The organism is Actinopolyspora lacussalsi subsp. righensis, assembly GCF_900116555.1.
Taxonomy (GTDB): Bacteria; Actinomycetota; Actinomycetes; order Mycobacteriales; family Pseudonocardiaceae; genus Actinopolyspora; species Actinopolyspora lacussalsi.
The window spans coordinates 82,296-97,658 of the sequence record NZ_FPAT01000003.1 but is presented as its reverse complement, the minus strand read 5'-3'; the positions used below and the strand labels follow the sequence as shown (position 1 = coordinate 97,658).

Annotated in this window: 17 protein-coding genes and 2 tRNA genes; 13 read left to right on the top strand and 6 right to left on the bottom strand. The window is 67.0% G+C overall.

Going from position 1 to position 15,363, the window contains the following annotated elements:
* Positions 1-54 precede the first annotated feature (54 nt).
* Both BM394_RS06555 and BM394_RS06550 read left to right on the top strand, forming a co-directional pair.
* Positions 55-900, top strand: coding sequence for an isoprenyl transferase (locus BM394_RS06555; RefSeq protein WP_092975413.1), 846 nt, complete (start codon positions 55-57; stop codon positions 898-900).
* A complete protein-coding gene (locus BM394_RS06550) occupies positions 900-1,349 on the top strand; it encodes a hypothetical protein (RefSeq protein WP_092975410.1) in 450 nt (149 codons plus the stop codon). The genes BM394_RS06555 and BM394_RS06550 overlap by 1 nt, the downstream gene beginning before the upstream one ends.
* 151 nt (positions 1,350-1,500) lie before the next feature.
* Here the strand turns inward: BM394_RS06550 and BM394_RS06545 are convergent, their stop codons facing one another.
* Both BM394_RS06545 and BM394_RS06540 read right to left on the bottom strand, forming a co-directional pair.
* On the bottom strand, positions 1,501-1,917 hold the full coding sequence (locus BM394_RS06545; RefSeq protein WP_092975407.1) for a Fur family transcriptional regulator: 417 nt from the start codon (positions 1,915-1,917) through the stop codon (positions 1,501-1,503).
* A gap of 116 nt (positions 1,918-2,033) precedes the next feature.
* Complete coding sequence (locus BM394_RS06540) at positions 2,034-2,411, bottom strand: ArsR/SmtB family transcription factor (protein ID WP_092975404.1); 378 nt, start codon at positions 2,409-2,411, stop codon at positions 2,034-2,036.
* A gap of 353 nt (positions 2,412-2,764) precedes the next feature.
* Here BM394_RS06540 and BM394_RS06535 point away from each other — a divergent pair, with 353 nt between their 5' ends.
* From BM394_RS06535 to BM394_RS06515, 5 genes are all read left to right on the top strand, one after another.
* A complete protein-coding gene (locus BM394_RS06535; RefSeq protein ID WP_092976217.1) occupies positions 2,765-4,150 on the top strand; it encodes a glycine--tRNA ligase in 1,386 nt (461 codons plus the stop codon).
* 39 nt (positions 4,151-4,189) lie between these two features.
* A complete protein-coding gene (locus tag BM394_RS06530) occupies positions 4,190-4,855 on the top strand; it encodes a YdcF family protein (protein ID WP_092975401.1) in 666 nt (221 codons plus the stop codon).
* A gap of 81 nt (positions 4,856-4,936) precedes the next feature.
* Complete coding sequence (locus tag BM394_RS06525) at positions 4,937-6,229, top strand: deoxyguanosinetriphosphate triphosphohydrolase (protein ID WP_092975398.1); 1,293 nt, start codon at positions 4,937-4,939, stop codon at positions 6,227-6,229.
* A 132-nt stretch (positions 6,230-6,361) separates the two neighbouring features.
* Positions 6,362-6,556 carry a hypothetical protein gene (locus BM394_RS06520; protein ID WP_092923398.1) on the top strand — a complete coding sequence of 65 codons (195 nt, stop codon included), beginning with the start codon at positions 6,362-6,364 and terminating at the stop codon, positions 6,554-6,556.
* Positions 6,557-6,702: 146 nt separating this feature from the next.
* Entirely contained in the window at positions 6,703-7,839 is a 1,137-nt protein-coding gene (locus BM394_RS06515; RefSeq protein ID WP_092976213.1) for a serpin family protein, read from the top strand.
* 65 nt (positions 7,840-7,904) lie between these two features.
* Here the strand turns inward: BM394_RS06515 and sigJ are convergent, their stop codons facing one another.
* Positions 7,905-8,849, bottom strand: coding sequence for an RNA polymerase sigma factor SigJ (gene sigJ / locus BM394_RS06510; protein WP_092976211.1), 945 nt, complete (start codon positions 8,847-8,849; stop codon positions 7,905-7,907).
* Between the two features lie 177 nt (positions 8,850-9,026).
* Between sigJ and dnaG the strand changes: the two genes are divergently transcribed.
* The 6 genes from dnaG to BM394_RS06480 all read left to right on the top strand — a co-directional run bounded on the left by dnaG (position 9,027) and on the right by BM394_RS06480 (position 13,532).
* The gene (gene dnaG, locus BM394_RS06505; RefSeq protein WP_092975394.1) at positions 9,027-10,928 is read left to right on the top strand and encodes a DNA primase; all 1,902 of its coding nucleotides are present in this window, start codon (positions 9,027-9,029) and stop codon (positions 10,926-10,928) included.
* Positions 10,925-11,473 carry a hypothetical protein gene (locus tag BM394_RS06500; RefSeq protein ID WP_092975391.1) on the top strand — a complete coding sequence of 183 codons (549 nt, stop codon included), beginning with the start codon at positions 10,925-10,927 and terminating at the stop codon, positions 11,471-11,473. The genes dnaG and BM394_RS06500 overlap by 4 nt, the downstream gene beginning before the upstream one ends.
* Positions 11,474-11,554: 81 nt before the next feature.
* The gene (locus BM394_RS06495; RefSeq protein WP_092975387.1) at positions 11,555-12,316 is read left to right on the top strand and encodes a trans-aconitate 2-methyltransferase; all 762 of its coding nucleotides are present in this window, start codon (positions 11,555-11,557) and stop codon (positions 12,314-12,316) included.
* Positions 12,317-12,424: 108 nt separating this feature from the next.
* A tRNA-Asn gene (locus BM394_RS06490) sits at positions 12,425-12,496 on the top strand.
* A gap of 593 nt (positions 12,497-13,089) precedes the next feature.
* Complete coding sequence (locus BM394_RS06485; RefSeq protein WP_092975383.1) at positions 13,090-13,302, top strand: hypothetical protein; 213 nt, start codon at positions 13,090-13,092, stop codon at positions 13,300-13,302.
* Positions 13,303-13,454: 152 nt separating this feature from the next.
* Positions 13,455-13,532 (top strand) — tRNA-Ile (locus BM394_RS06480).
* Positions 13,533-13,681: 149 nt separating this feature from the next.
* Here BM394_RS06480 and BM394_RS06475 read toward each other — a convergent pair.
* The 3 genes from BM394_RS06475 to BM394_RS06465 all read right to left on the bottom strand — a co-directional run bounded on the left by BM394_RS06475 (position 13,682) and on the right by BM394_RS06465 (position 15,113).
* Positions 13,682-13,915, bottom strand: a complete 234-nt coding sequence (locus BM394_RS06475; protein ID WP_092929338.1) for a hypothetical protein — start codon at positions 13,913-13,915, stop codon at positions 13,682-13,684.
* Between the two features lie 12 nt (positions 13,916-13,927).
* Positions 13,928-14,203 carry an ArsR/SmtB family transcription factor gene (locus BM394_RS06470; protein WP_207227181.1) on the bottom strand — a complete coding sequence of 92 codons (276 nt, stop codon included), beginning with the start codon at positions 14,201-14,203 and terminating at the stop codon, positions 13,928-13,930.
* Positions 14,204-14,315: 112 nt separating this feature from the next.
* On the bottom strand, positions 14,316-15,113 hold the full coding sequence (locus BM394_RS06465; protein WP_165400576.1) for a sensor domain-containing protein: 798 nt from the start codon (positions 15,111-15,113) through the stop codon (positions 14,316-14,318).
* Positions 15,114-15,363 lie beyond the last annotated feature (250 nt).

Sequence of the window (15,363 nt, the reverse complement as noted above, 5' to 3'; positions counted from 1 at the left end):
ATGGGAGACGGTTCGGGAAGGACTCGGCCCAGCGACCACGAAGGGGACCCATCGATGCTGCGACGCCGCGGGCGGGACAGGGAAGCGCCGAACGTGCGGGCGCCCGACCCGCATCCCTCCGGAGCACAACCCCCCTCGCTTCCACCGGAGCTGGTGCCCAACCACGTCGCCGTGGTCATGGACGGCAACGGCAGGTGGGCGAACGAGCGCGGTCTGCCGCGTATCGAGGGGCACAAACGCGGTGAGGCGGTGGTCCTGGAACTGACGCGCGGGGCGATCCAGCTGGGGGTGCAGTGGCTGTCGCTGTACGCCTTCTCCACCGAGAACTGGAAACGCAGCCCCGATGAGGTCAAGTTCCTGATGGGCTTCAACCGGGACGTGATCCACCGCAGGGTGGACGAGCTCGACGAACTCGGTGTGCGGGTGCGTTGGGCGGGTCGGCGTCCCAAACTCTGGCGCAGTGTCGTCGACGAGCTGCGGGCCGCGGAGCGGCGTACCGCCGAGAACCAGGTCATGAACCTGACGATGTGCGTCAACTACGGCGGGCGCGCGGAGATCGGTGACTCGGCACGTGAGATCGCCAGACTCGCCGCGGCGGGCAAGATCAATCCGGACAAGGTGGACCAGCGTACGGTGGCACGCCACCTGTACCAGCCCCAGATGCCGGATGTGGATCTGTTCATCCGTCCCTCCGGGGAACGCCGCACCTCCAACTTCATGCTCTGGCAGTCCGCCTATGCCGAGATGGTCTTTCAGGACACGCTGTTCCCGGACGTGGACCGCACTCACTTCTGGGACGCCTGTGCCGCTTACGCGCGCCGTGATCGTCGATTCGGCGGTGCGGTGGACCGAACCGAGCCGGATTCGAGCTCGGCCGAGCCCGATGGGGAGCAACATTGATGTCGAGTGAAGCCGCCGGGACGGCCGATCTGCTGACAGTGGCCAAACGCGCGCTGGAGAACTACTACGAGGTACGGGTCGACGACGACGGCGCGCTGACCTTCCTGCACTCCGGTACGCCGTGCGCGTTGCAGGCGATGCGCCTCGCCGATGGGCTGACCGTGCTGAGTCTGACCTGCGTAATCGCCTGGGACCTGCCCCAGGAGGACGCGATAGCTCGATGGGTGGCCGAACGCGCCGGCCAGGGCATGTTCGGCACGCTCGGTGTGGTGCGCACCGAGGGTGGAACGGATCTCACGCTGCGCTATGCGTTCCCCGCGGACGGGATGGCGGAGGAGCCGTTGGCCACGTTGCTGATGCTCGTGATTTCCGGCGGGTCGCAGCTGCGGGGGGAACTCGCCGAGGCGTTCGGCTCCGAGGTGGTGGCCGGGTTCGGCGATCCCGGCTGAACGGGACCTCGATCCGGTGGCGGGGTCCCTCGAACCGGTGGCGGGGAGCACGGGCCCGACCAGTGAGCTCTCCGGGGGCCGTGTGCGGCCGTTCGTGACTCCGGTTCCCGGCATGTTCCGCGACGGGCGGGTGTCGCCCGCCCGGTGGATATCAGACTCCGCACTCGGAGCAGGTGCCGATTATCTCGACGGTGTGATCCACCTCGGAGAAGCCGTGCTCGATGGCGATCCGTTCCGCCCAGTCCTCCACCGGGGGGTCCGCCACCTCGACCGTTCTGCCGCAGTACCGGCAGACCAGATGGTGGTGGTGGTCGGTGGAGCACTTCCGGTAGACGGCTTCCCCGGAGTCACTGCGAAGCACGTCGATCTCACCCGCGTCGGCCAGCGACTGCAGCGTGCGGTAGACGGTTGTCAGCCCGATCCCTTCGCCGCGGTTCCGCAGCTGCTCGTGCAGCTCCTGCGCGGAGCGGAAATCGTCGATCTCGCTGAGTAGACGCGACACCGCGGCCCGCTGCTTGGTGGACCGCAGACCCGGGATCGCGGCCGAGGGACGCTCGCTGGAGGTCACGCTTTCTCCGTCTTCTGCTCGGGTGTGTGTACGGGGTTGTAAGTGGATTCTCGTTCTGGCGTGCGGAGCCCCGCTCAGGGGAGGTCGACGATCCCTCGGTCGAATCGTGTCATCGACTAGGGCGCGTTCACCGTGGAGGCGTTCTCGTCCTCCGAACCCTCTTCCGCGTGGGCTACGGCGTCCACGACTATGTGCGCCAGATGGTCGTCCACCAGCCGGTAGACCACCTCGCGCCCGTTGCGGCGGCCACGCACCACACCAGCCGTTTTCAGCACCCGGAGATGTTGGCTGATGAGCGGCTGGGCCACGCCGAGCGCGTCGACGAGTTCGTGCACACAGCGTTCGCCGGCGCGCAGTTGCAGCACGATGGCGATCCGCACCGGCGCCGCCAGTGCCCGCAGCAACTCACCCGCCTCGGTAAGGGTCTCCGGGTCACCGGCGGGGACCGTGGCCGGTTCGGCTCGTTCGCCGGAGTGCTCTTCGTCGTTGCGCATGAGAGGTGATCAGCGGCACTACCACGTGATGACCGACCGCCCGCCGGTCACGGCGGTACGAGTCCTCCGAGGCACACGCGGCGCAGTGTCGTGGCCGAAGGGGTCCTTTCGTCGCCTCGTCGCGAGTTGGTCGTGGAACACCGTCCATCCTACGGGCGTCGTCCACTTCGGCGGGCGCAGCCGAGGTCGCGGGTGTCGGCACTGCGGGGTGGGGCCGCGCCGCCCGCGATGCTGCCTCGGTACGCTGGGAAACTCACCGTCGGGAATCCGCGGGACCAGCCCGGCCGATTCGTCGAGTACCGAACCGATTTCCGGCCGGAGCCCGAGCAACCAGCGACAAGCGTGGAGTGAGCGTGCCCACCGACCAGATCGAAACGATCGTGAATCTGTGCAAGCGTCGTGGCTTCGTCTACCCGAGCGGCGAAATTTACGGCGGTACCCGGTCGGCATGGGATTACGGGCCGCTCGGGGTGGAGCTCAAGGACAACATCAAGCGCCAGTGGTGGCGCAGCATGGTGCAGGGGCGGGACGACGTCGTCGGCCTGGACTCCTCGGTCATCCTGCCGCGCGAGGTCTGGGAAGCGTCCGGGCACGTGCAGGAGTTCGTGGATCCGTTGGTCGAGTGCACCGCCTGTCACCACCGGCACCGCTCCGACCAGCTCGCCGAGGAGTACGCCGAGCGTACCGGCAAGGACGTCGACGACAGCGACCTCTCCGAGGTGCCCTGCCCGAACTGCGGGAACCGCGGCCAGTTCACCGAGCCGAAGATGTTCAACGGCCTGCTCAAGACCTTCCTGGGTCCTGTCGACTCGGAGGAGGGGTTGCACTACCTGCGCCCGGAGACGGCTCAGGGCATCTTCGTCAACTTCCTGAACGTGATGACCACGGCGCGCAAGAAACCGCCGTTCGGGATCGGCCAGGTCGGCAAGTCGTTCCGCAACGAGGTGACCCCCGGAAACTTCATCTTCCGCACCCGCGAGTTCGAGCAGATGGAGATGGAGTTCTTCGTCGAGCCGGGTGAGGACGAGTCCTGGCACGAGTACTGGATCGCCAACCGCACCGAGTGGTACACCGGGCTCGGCATCGATCCGAACAACATCCGCCATTACGAGCACCCCAAGGAAAAGCTCTCGCACTACTCCAAGCGGACCGTCGACATCGAGTACCGCTTCGGCTTCAGCGGCAGCGAGTGGGGTGAGCTGGAGGGCGTCGCGAACCGGACGGACTTCGACCTGACCACCCACTCCAATCATTCCGGCGTGGACCTGTCGTACTTCGACCAGACCAGCAACTCCCGCTACCGCCCCTACGTGATCGAGCCCGCGGCCGGGCTCGGCAGGCCGATGATGGCCTTCCTGGTCGACGCCTACCGCGAGGACGAGGCCCCCAACGCCAAGGGCGGGGTGGACAAGCGCGTGGTGCTCAAGCTCGACCGCAGGCTGGCGCCGATCAAGGTCGCGGTGCTGCCGCTGTCGCGGAACGCCGACCTCTCCCCGAAGGCGCGGGACGTCGCGGCCACGCTGCGCCGCAACTGGAACATCGACTTCGACGACGCGGGCGCCATCGGAAGGCGCTATCGCAGGCACGACGAGATCGGTACCCCGTTCTGCGTCACGGTCGACTTCGACTCGCTGTCCGATCACGCGGTGACGGTGCGCGAACGCGACACGATGGAGCAGGAGCGGGTGGCCATCGACAAACTGGAGGCGTACCTGGCGGCTCGCCTGGTCGGTTGCTGATCCCGGGGCTCGCGCGTCGTCGGTGGCGGATCTGCAACGATGCGTGACGTGACCCATCACCCCGAAACCGGCCGGACGCGGCGCCGTGGGCGCATCACCGTCTGGATCGGCAGAGCACTCCTCGGTGCGCTGCTGGTCGCCTCGCTGGTGCTCGGTGGCACCGCTTTCCGGGTCTGGCAGGTAGCGCTCGTCGATCATCGGCGCAGCGCCGACATGATCGTGGTTCTCGGGGCCGCGCAGTACAACGGGGATCCCTCCCCGGTGTTGCGCAGCAGGCTGGAGCACGCGCTGGAGCTCTATCGGAGTGGGCTCTCCGAGCACATCGTCACTGTCGGCGGTAACCAGGCCGGTGACAACTACACGGAGGCCCAGGCGGGCAGCATGTGGTTGATCGAGCAAGGGGTACCGCCGGGAGCCGTGGTGGAGGCCGAGGTCGGCAGCGACACGCTGCGCAGCATCCGTGCCGTCTCCGAGGTCGCCGAGCGCCGCGACTGGGACTCGGCACTGATCGTCAGCGACCCCTGGCACTCCTGGCGGTGCCGGACCATGGCCGAGGACCAGGGGTTGCGGGCCATGGTCTCGCCGACCAGGAGTGGCCCGACCGAGGACGTGCGGACCGCCTACATCCTGCGCGAGGCGGCCGCGATGTTGTTCTACCGCGTCATGCACGCCTCGGCGGACGTCACCGGATACGGACTCGGGTAGCGGTAGGAGTTCATCGGCCCACCGCCGACGCGCTGACTCGTTCGCGGCGTGTTGTCGGACCCGTTCCGTAGGCTGTGGTCGATGTCCGCACTCCGGCCGCCGGGCTACACCGAGCACGACTCACAGCGGCTGGTCGACGAGTCCCCCAAGGTCTCCGAGTCGGCCGGCGGGGAGCCGCTGCCGCGTGCGCCCTTCGCACGTGATCGTGCGCGCGTGCTGCACTCGGCCGCGTTACGTCGTCTCGCGGGTAAGACTCAGGTGATGGGGCCCGGTGAGGGTGATGTCCCCCGGACGAGGCTCACCCATTCCCTGGAGGTCGCACAGATCGGTCGCGCCATCGCGGTGGAGCTGGGAACCGACCCCGACGTGGTGGACACCGCCGGGTTGGCCCACGACATCGGTCATCCGCCGTTCGGCCACAACGGGGAAGACGCGCTCGCGGAGCTCGCGGCGGACTGCGGTGGTTTCGAGGGCAACGCGCAGACGTTGCGGATCCTGACCAGACTCGAACCCAAGCTGGTGGCTCCGGACGGTACCGAGTGCGGTCTCAACCTCACCCGTGCCTGCCTGGACGCCGCCACGAAATACCCGTGGCCGCTGTCGCACGACGGATACGGCAAGTTCGGGGTCTACGAGTCGGACTCGGCCGTGTTCCGGTGGCTGCGGCGGGGAGCGCCTCCCCGGACGCGTTGTCTGGAGGCCCAGATCATGGACTGGGCCGACGACGTCGCCTATTCGGTGCACGACTTGGAGGACGGGGTGCACACCGGGCGGATCACACCGCGGGCTCTGTTGGATCCCGAGGAGCGTGGGGAGATCCTGCGTATCGCGGACAAGTACTTCCGTGGGCAGCGACCGCTGGACACCGGATCGTTGGAGGCGGCGGCTTTCGAACTGGTGGCGAACCCCGCTCTCGCGGCCGTGCTCGACTACGACGGTTCGGTCACCGCGCAGGTGGCGCTCAAGCGGCTGACCAGTGAGCTGGTGGGGCGGTTCGTCGCCGCGGCGGTACGAGCCACCAGGTCGGAGTTCGGGACCGGTCCGCTGACGCGTTACGCGGCCGAGCTGGTGGTGCCGGAAGAGGTGGCCGCCGAGGTGGCGGTACTCAAGGCCATGGCACTGCGCTACGTCATGAGCGACCCGGAGCGGCTGCGGCTGCAGGAGTCGCAGCGTCGGATCCTCACCGAGTTGGTCAACGTGCTGGCGCGGGCCGCTCCCGCCTCGTTGACTCCGGCGGCGCGGGTCGCCTGGGAGGCCGCTTCCGACGACCGCGGGCGACTGCGTGCCTTGCTCGATCAGGTGGCCTCGTTCACCGACGCCCAAGCGGTGTCCTGGCATGCACATTGGGTGACTAAAACCGGTTATTCAGTGTGACCTATGTCAGACAAGGCAGCGTAAAACGCATTTGTTGGTGCACGCTAATACGCAGCGTGATTTTAACTGGTCATGATTCCAACTTTCGTGTGAAAATTTGCGGCAGTCCCCGATAAGCCGCCAGGAGCCCCGATGTCCAACGACGTGAACCGGCATCACATCCAGAAGGTCGTCGTCGACGGCGAGCCCTACATCAACTCGGACAATGTCGCCGACTGGGTGACGGATCTGCGCTGGCAGGATCCCGCCGCCGAACGCGCGGCCGGCTACATCGCCCAGGAGCTCCGCCTGATGGGGCTGGCCGACATCGAGGAGACGCTGGGGTAGTAGCCTCCCGCGGCCTCTTCGCCGCTTCGGCCGCCCGACGGTCGGACTCGGCGGAATCCCTCCGAAAGCTCGCCCGGTACGGCCTCTCACTGGCAGACTCGCCTCCGGTAAACGCCTCGCGAGACCGATCGGAGTACCGCGTCGTGGTGAACACCGAGTTGCGATTCCTGTGGTGGCTGCACCGGCGGCTCGCCCCCGACCCCCGTGAGAACCACTGCTGGTCCCCGTACTCGGTGACGACGGCACTGGGGCTGCTCGCGGAGATCACGCGGGGACGGACCCGCGCCGAGGTCGTCGAGGCCCTGGGGACGGATCCGGCGGAGCCGGAGTTCGTCGAATCGCTGAACGCGGCAGCGCGTCCCGAGGCCGAATCCCGGGACAGCGCCGAATCCCGGGACAGCGCCGAATCCCGGGACAGCGTCGCCCTCGCGGTCGCCAACCGGCTGTGGGCCGACGAGCGGCTACCGCTCGAAACGGACTCCCCGGCGGCACTCGAACAGCGGTTCGGCGCGGGGATTCGCACCGCCCCGTTCCGGGACGCCCCGGAACGGACACGGGAGCGGATCAACCAGGACGTGGCGGACGTGACCCGGCGGTTGATCCCCGAGCTGGTCAAACCGGGAGCGGTGAACTCGGACACGGTCGCGGCGCTGGTCAACGCGCTGTACCTGAAGGCGCCGTGGCAGGAGGTCTTCGATCCGAACGAGACGAGATCCGGTTCGTTCCTTACTCCGGCAGGGGAACAACCTGTCTCACTCATGCGTGTGAGCGCTCGACTCGGCTACGCCCATCATCACGGTTGGCGGGTCGTTCGGGCGGGACTGGAGGGAGGCTTCGACGCGTTCGTGCTGTTGCCCGACGCGGAGCTGGCCACCGCGGAACCGGCGCTCGACCACGACACGCTGCTCCGGCTGCTCGAAGCGGTCGAGGAGTGTCCGGTCGAACTCCGGTTGCCGCGCTTCGCCGTGTCCGGTTCCGGCGAGCTGGACGAGCCGCTGGCGGCCTTGGGAGTGCGCCGGGCGTTCACGCCCGCCGCGGACTTCGCGCCCCTGACCCCGCGGCCGCTGCGGGTATCCACCGCGCTGCACGAGGCCGTGCTACGGGTCGACGAGCACGGTGTGGAAGGAGCGGCCGCCACCGCGGTGATGATGCGGTTGACCTCGTTGTTCGACGATCCCGTGCGAGTACGGGTGGATCGGCCGTTCCTGTTCCTGCTCCGTCACCGGCAGAGCGGGTTCGTTCACTTCCTGGCAAGGATCACCGACCCCGGTGGGCCTCGCTGAGCCCGGGGCCTCACCAACTCCGGCGTGACTCGCTCATCCCGCCGGTTTCGACCGCCGACAGCGGCTCAGCCGTAGGGGGGCGAGCACGAGATCCTGGTCAGTTTGTCCGGGTTGACGATGTCGTGGATCTCCGCGACACACCCGTCGCGTACCGCGAACCCCACCACGCGCACCGCCGCCGAATCGCGGAAGACGTCCCCGCTAGAGGTTCCGGGAAGCAGCAACCCCGGATCCCCGTTGACCAGTACCGATCGAACGTTCGACGGAGTGGGGGACGGGTACTTGCGCATCAGGCTGAGCAGGAAACGGGTTACCTTGTCCCGCCCGTGGACCGGTCGCAACGCGGTGCGGGCCTTGCCGTCGCTGTCGCCGTGCACGCTCACGTGCGGGTGAAGCAACCGTGCCAGCCGCCACTCGTCCCCCGACGCGAGCGCGGCGAGCATCGCCTCGACGAGTTCGTGCTGCTCGGTGGCGGGCACGCGGCGGGGTGGCCGTGCCTCGTTCATGACTCGCCGTGCGCGGGAGGCGTACTGCCCGGCGGTCGTGGCCGTGCAGCCGAGCATTCCGGCTATCTCCTCGAACGGAACCTCGAAGTTCTCGTGCAGCACCAGTGCGATCCGTTGTTCCGGAGTGAGTTGCTGCAGTACCCGCAACGCCGCCATGCGCACGTCCTCGGCGCGGGTGATCCGCTCCAGCGGGTCCGTGGTTCGTGCCGGTACTTCCAGTGTGACTATCGGTTCGGGCAGCCACGGGCCGACGTAGTGCTCCCGGCGCGCCGCCCCCGACAGCGCACGATCCACCGCCAGTTCCCCCACCGCGCCGCTCAGCCCGTCGTCCGGGCAGTGAGCGGGCGAGTCCGCCACGTCTCCGCCTCCGGCGAACCGCACGCGCGCCTGCCGCAGCACCGCCTCCGCGTCGGTGATGCTGCCGGTGAGTCGATAGGCGAGACCGAGCAGCCGCGCGTGCCGACTGCCCGACTCCGCAGTGAAAGCTTCCTCCACCGATCGCACACCGCGATTGTGCCCGAACAATCCACTGTTGCCCTGCTGAGAAACCTTTTCGGTTGTGCGCCGTGCCTGCCGACGTCGACCGGTACTCGACGGTTCGAGCCGCTGTAGAACCTCGCATCACCCCGGTGCGACGCGACCGTCACCGCTCCCGTGAGCGCGTGCATCTAGACTGGGCTCGTGGCGGGACGAATCCGGGAAAGCGACATCGCCGAAGTACGCGAGAGCAACCGGATCGACGATGTCGTCGGTGAGTACGTCGCGTTGCGCCGTTCCGGCGGGGACGCGTTCAAGGGGCTGTGCCCGTTCCACGAGGAGAAGACTCCCTCCTTCAACGTGCGCGCCAATCACGGAACCTTCCACTGCTTCGGATGCGGTGAGGGCGGCGACGTCATCGCCTTCCTGATGAAGACCGAGCACCTCGGTTTCGTCGAGTCGGTGGAGCGGCTCGCGGACCGTTCCGGCGTAAGACTGCGCTACGAGGACGGCAACCCGACGAGTCGTCGCGAACCCGGCACCAGAGCCCGGCTCGTGGAGGCCAACCGGCTCGCGGCCGCCTTCTATTCCGAGCGGCTGCGTTCCGAGGAGGCGCACCAGGCCCGCGAGTTCCTCACCGAACGGGGGTTCGGGGAGGAGGCGGCCACCAGATTCGGCTGCGGTTTCGCCCCGAGCGGCTGGGACCGGTTGACCAAGTACCTGCTCAACCAGGGATTCGAGGCCGAGGAACTCTACAAGGCGGGGCTGTCCAGGGAAGGCAGGCACGGCCCCATGGATCGGTTCCACCGCCGGTTGCTCTGGCCGTTGAAGGATCTCGGTGGCGATGTGGTCGGCTTCGGGGCGCGGCGGATCTTCGACGACGATCCGATCGAGGCCAAGTACATCAACACCCCGGCCACCCCGATCTTCAACAAGTCACAGGTGCTGTTCGGCATCGACCTCGCGAAACGCGAGATAGCCAAGCGCCACCAGACCGTGGTGGTGGAGGGCTACACGGACGTGATGGCGATGCACCTCGCCGGGGTTCCCACGGCGGTCGCCTCCTGCGGCACCGCCTTCGGTGACGAGCACATCTCCGTGCTGCGTCGGCTGATGATGGACGACGACACCTTCCGCGGGGAGGTCATCTACACCTTCGACGGTGACGAGGCGGGACAGAACGCGGCGCTGAAGGCGTTCGACGGCGAGCAGCGGTTCGCCGCGCAGACCTATGTCGCCATCACACCGGGAGGGGAGGACCCCTGCGAGTTGCGACAGCGCGGCGGGGACGCCGCGGTGCGTGATCTGGTCGCGCGGCGACGTCCGCTCTTCGAGTTCGCCATCCGCAGCCTGCTCGACGGCTACGACCTCGACTCGGTGGACGGCCGGGTCGCCGCGCTCCGGCGCACCGTACCGCTGGTGGCGCGTATCAAGGATCCCGCGAGCAGGGACGGCTACGCCGTGCAGCTCTCCGGCTGGACCGGTTGGAACGACGAGAACCAGGTAGTGCGCCGGGTGCGGGAGTACTCCGGCGAGACCGCGAACGGGAACCGTCGGGGGAAGAAGCAGCGGCGTGCCGACCCCGAGTCGGAACCGGCCGGGGAACGATTGCCGGAACGTCCCCCACGACACGATCAGCTGCGTTGGTCGCAGCGGGAGGCTCTGAAGGCAGCGCTGCAGATGCCCGCCCTGGCGGGACCGGTGTACGACTCGCTGCCGGAGGAGGCATTCACCGAGTCCGGTTATGCGAAGCTGCACACCGCACTGCTCAAGGCGGGCGGCACCCAGTCGGGGCTGTCCGGCTCGATCCTGGTGGAAGCGGTGCGGACGCAGTGCCCCGACGAGGGGTCCACCAGGCTGCTCTCCCAGCTCGCGGTGGAGACGCCGGACACCAAGTCCGAGCAGGACCACCGCTACGTGGGTGGGGTGCTCGCCAGGCTCCGCGAGCGGATGGTGGCCCGCCAGATCGACGAGATCAAATCGCGGGTCCAGCGGTTGTCGCCGCTGGAGAACGCCGAGGAGTACCACGCGCTGTTCGGTGACCTGGTGGCGCTGGAGCAGTATCACAGATCGTTGCAGCAACAGGCCGCGGACGGTGTCGTATGACTTCGTTGCTCAGACGTGTGCGTGCGCTGTTGACCGGTGCGCACGAATTGCCCACGGGGTTCGACGGCGAGTTGGAGGGCGAGGAGCGTGTGCTGGCCACCGCGAGCGGGACGCACGGGCCGCTGGTGGCCACCAACCACGGGCTGTGGCTACCGGAGGAGTCCGGTGCGCGTCGGGTCGGCTGGCACCTGCTGAGCCATGTGCGCTGGCAGGACGGGGTGATCGGGATCGTCGAGGCCGAGGAGTGGCAGTGGGTCGACGGCGCGGTGCTCCTCCGGGACCGACCTCGTCGTGATTTCCGACTGAACGCCGCGGGCAAGCTGCCGGACGTGGTGCACAGCAGGGTGACGCGCTCCATCCGATCCACCCAGTACCGCGAACTCCCCGATGTGGGCGGGGCACGGTTCGTGCGTCGCGGTGTTCCCGGGCGGGACGGCACGGTACTGCAGGTAAGGGCCGATCCGGGGACGGACGAGGCCGCTCTGGTCGAGTACACGCGGGAAGTGGCACGTCGGTTGGAGAGCGTGGCCGAAAGCGGCGAGTGAGCCCCCGCCGTTCGGTGTTTCGCGGTTCGGCGCGAGTGGATACAGTACGTTCGTACTGTTCCTTCTCGGTCGGAGTCGTGAATGTGGGACCCGGGAACGTATCTGGCTTTCGCCGAGCAACGTGAGCGACCGATGCGCGATCTGCTCGCGAGAATGCTCACCCCCTCGGCGCGGCGCGTGGTCGATCTGGGGTGTGGTGCGGGAAACCTCACCCCGTTGCTGACCGAGCGCTGGCCCGGCGCCGAGGTGGAGGCACTGGACTCCTCGCCCGAGATGGTCGCCGCCGCCGTGCGGTCCGGAGTCCCCGCCGAGATCGCCGACATCCGGGAGTGGATGCCGAGATCCGATACCGATGTGGTCGTCTGCAACGCGGTGTTGCATTGGATTCCGGGCCATCTCGAACTGGTCGAGAGATGGCTGTCCCGACTCCCACCGGGAGCCTGTTTCGGGATGCAGCTTCCCGGCAACTTCGCCGCTCCGGCGCACCGGATCTGCTACCAGCTCGCCGCGGAACCGGAGTGGCGGTCCGAGATCGGGGAGGTTCCGCGTGATCCGAACCGGGTATCCGGACCCGTCGAGTACGCGGAGGCGTTGGCCGAGTTCGACGTGGAGATCGACGCCTGGGAAACGACCTATATCCATCGGCTCCACGGCGAGGACCCCGTTCTGGCCTGGCTGTCCGGAACCGCGCTGCGCCCGATCCACGCCCTGCTCGACGACCACCGTTGGCGGCGTTTCACCGCGGAACTCGCCCCACGGCTGCGGGAGGCCTACCCGCCCCGCGCGGACGGATCGACCTGGTTGCCCTTTCGGCGGATCTTCCTGGTCGCTCACCGAAATTGAGCTTCTGGCCAGGTGTTTCCGTACAAGGGGGAGGGGGTGTTCGAAGGCTTCGCGGTATGCGCTAGAGTTGTCGTTGTCAGCGCGACGGCGTTGCGGAAAACAAAACATTCCTCCGTAGCTCAATGGCAGAGCATTCGGCTGTTAACCGAAAGGTTGCTGGTTCGAGTCCAGCCGGGGGAGCAGGTAAAGCCCGATCCGTTCACCGGATTCGGGCTTTTTTCGTCGGTCGTCCCGGATGTTGCCGCGTATCGCGTCGAATGTGCGTCACGACACATTACGGCCGGAGTGGGAGTCCGTTCGGAATGCTGTCGTGAATCACCCGTTCGATCTTCTCGATAGTTCCGATCACGCACGGTACGATGACAGCGGATACCGGCAGTCGAAGCCCGACGTTCGTCGAGTGCGCCATCGGGCGCTTCGCTGCGTCCGGTGGAGCCACATCGGGTCCGGTGGAGCCGCGAGCCGTCCCGGCGCGTGGTGGTCCTGAATGGCCGAGACCGACATTTCACCTGAAGGTGTGGTTTGGTGTCGGCGAGGTCAGGCTCCGGTAACGATCCATGCTCCGTTGGCGATCATCGGAGTGTACGGAAAACGCCGTACTCCATGTTTGTGCAGCTCAAGGCTTCATCGTGCGATCATGGTCGATTTTCGGCCCTCGGTAGGCTGAAAGCGCGATCGAATTCGTTGCCGCTGATACACAACGCGGTTCCGCCGCTCTTCGTCCCCGGGACGGCGGAATATGACAGGGGATCGCAGAGGACGGGGGAGATATCATGTCCGCACCTGGTATCGGTAAGAACCCTAGGCAGCTGTCCATGCCGGATCTTTCGGCTGTGACGCGGCTGCCCAAACCATTGAAAGCGATGGTTTACCTGGTCATGCTCGCGGTGCTGACCGTCGCTGGAGTCGGGGCGCTGCTGGCCAGCATCGTCGTCGTCGGCCAGCTGACCGGATCATTCGACATCGCGACCTTCATCGCTCGCTGAGAACGGGCTCGCTGAGAACGGACCAGTGTTCGACAACGCCGGGTCGGTGCACCGCCGTGGTGCGCCGACCCTTTTCGTCCCGGTGGTACCGTCCGGCCGACCCTGCGGTCATACTGGAGGACGTGGCCGGTATGATCGGCAGCGTCCGTAACGGGGCGGTAGCTCAGCAGGTCAGAGCAGCGAACTCATAATTCGTCTTGTCGTGGGTTCAAGTCCCACCCGTCCCACCAGCACCCCAGCGCAGCGAGACGTGGGGAGATCCAACCGAGATCGTCCCCACATCTTTGCCACACTTCGATCCGTGATCGGAGCCTCTTCCGTTGTTCCGGTGATTTCGCGATTCGACGCGGGGAGCTCGGAGCGCTCGGCCGAAATCCGCTCAGTCGATGCTGCGCAGCATCCGCTCGATCTCCGTGAGTCTGGAGTCGAGTTCCCGCAGCCGGTTCTCCACCGCCTCCTGGCGAGCCACTGCCTCCTCGGCGAGCTTGCGGTAGTTCGCCATGGCCACGGCGTCGGCCCGGTGGCGTTGCAGCCGGAAATAGGTGACGACTCCTGTCGTGAGTCCGCCGACGGCGATCAGCACGATCAGGATGGCAGTCACGGCGCCGCTCATGCTCCGATCCCTTCATTCGTCCTTGGTTTCCCGCTCGTCGGCGTCCAGAGCCGCTATGACGGTTTCCGGTGTCAGATGTAGCCCGAAGTCGACGAGTTCGAAATACTTCATGGCCTTGCCGTCGGGGGAAAGTTCCAGTCGGCCGCGCACCAGTCCCGCTTTCTCCAGCCGGTCGAGGTGCATGTACAGCAACGGCCGGGACAGCCCGAGATTGCGGGCGAGCTCGCTCACGTGTACCCGACCGTTGGAAAGCGCGGCGATGATGCGCAGCCGGTGGGAGTGTCCCACCGCGGAAAGGAAGTTCAGCAGCTCCTCGCTGTTCAGATTTCACCCCCGCGGCCGGTTTCGCGTCGGACCGATTTTCCCGTTGCTTCGCGGGTACTCCGAACGGGGATGTCGTTCACCGGTTCTCGACACCACCGCGGCTTCCGGCTTCCGAAGGTATCCCGCCGTGGAGCGGACCGGGTTCGTCCAGTGCCCGCCTGGCGGTCTCCAGCGGATCGGTGGGTGGCCCCAGCAGCGAGCGCACCACTCTGCCGTGCGCCCCGGCGACAGCCACTACCAGGTGTGCGAGGACGAAGGCCAGGACCAGGAACAACGCGGCCGCGAGCAGGGCGGTGGGCAGATCCCCTATCCACAGTCCGAACGAGCCGTCGCCGAAGGCGAAACTCGTGGTGTCGGGCGCCTCCGGTCGGTAGCCGATCATCACTCCGTGGCCACCGTTCTGCGGAATCGCCCAGAACCACAGTGGAACCGTCACCATTCCGACGACGGACAACCAGAGTGCCACGACCGCGGTGTCCAGTATCAGCAACGGCACGTACATCAGGATCAGGTAGCCGCAGGCGCGAAGAGTGGCCGGATCCGACCACCTAGTTCTGAGCTGTGCCATGATTCCACGGCCGTGAACCGTGCGGTGAACGGCCGGCACGAAATCCGTCACCAGCAGCGCGCGCCATCGTTCGATCGCCGCGCACCCCCGGATCAGCACCGCCGCTGCTACCAGCAGCGGGAGTCCCACCCCCACGATGCTCAGGGCCGCGGCGACCAACACGCTCGTCAGTACCAGGCTGAACAACAGGGTGCCGACCACGAAGTAGCTCAACAGGTAGACCGTCGCCGCCCACGGCCGTCCGGACAGCAGCAGTGGCCGCCATCTCCGCCCGCCGCTTTCTCGATGCTCCCGTGAATCGGTCATGAAAAGCTCCCGGAACTCCGATCGAAGGTTCAGCCGGTCTCGGTTCGTTCCCGCGGCCCCAGTCCTGGACTTCGTTCCGCACTCCTCGGCGGCTGGAACTTTTTGCCAGGTGTAAGAAAATACTGACAGGCGGAGGATGTGACTGTCAAAGGTCGCGGTGGGGATAAGATCGAAACGGGGGGAGCGGTGTGAACACGCCGCGAGTGTTGTGCGTGACATACCCGATGGTCGGCGTCGTTTCGGGATGCTG

Coding starts and splice junctions, on each gene's coding strand:
- BM394_RS06525 (WP_092975398.1), top strand. CDS start 4,937: ATGTCCGCACTCCGGCCGCCGGGCTACACCGAGCACGACTCACAGCGG.
- BM394_RS06495 (WP_092975387.1), top strand. CDS start 11,555: ATGTGGGACCCGGGAACGTATCTGGCTTTCGCCGAGCAACGTGAGCGA.
- BM394_RS06530 (WP_092975401.1), top strand. CDS start 4,190: ATGCGTGACGTGACCCATCACCCCGAAACCGGCCGGACGCGGCGCCGT.
- BM394_RS06475 (WP_092929338.1), bottom strand. CDS start 13,915: ATGAGCGGCGCCGTGACTGCCATCCTGATCGTGCTGATCGCCGTCGGC.
- BM394_RS06465 (WP_165400576.1), bottom strand. CDS start 15,113: ATGACCGATTCACGGGAGCATCGAGAAAGCGGCGGGCGGAGATGGCGG.
- BM394_RS06550 (WP_092975410.1), top strand. CDS start 900: ATGTCGAGTGAAGCCGCCGGGACGGCCGATCTGCTGACAGTGGCCAAA.
- BM394_RS06540 (WP_092975404.1), bottom strand. CDS start 2,411: ATGCGCAACGACGAAGAGCACTCCGGCGAACGAGCCGAACCGGCCACG.
- BM394_RS06485 (WP_092975383.1), top strand. CDS start 13,090: ATGTCCGCACCTGGTATCGGTAAGAACCCTAGGCAGCTGTCCATGCCG.
- BM394_RS06520 (WP_092923398.1), top strand. CDS start 6,362: ATGTCCAACGACGTGAACCGGCATCACATCCAGAAGGTCGTCGTCGAC.
- BM394_RS06555 (WP_092975413.1), top strand. CDS start 55: ATGCTGCGACGCCGCGGGCGGGACAGGGAAGCGCCGAACGTGCGGGCG.
- BM394_RS06500 (WP_092975391.1), top strand. CDS start 10,925: ATGACTTCGTTGCTCAGACGTGTGCGTGCGCTGTTGACCGGTGCGCAC.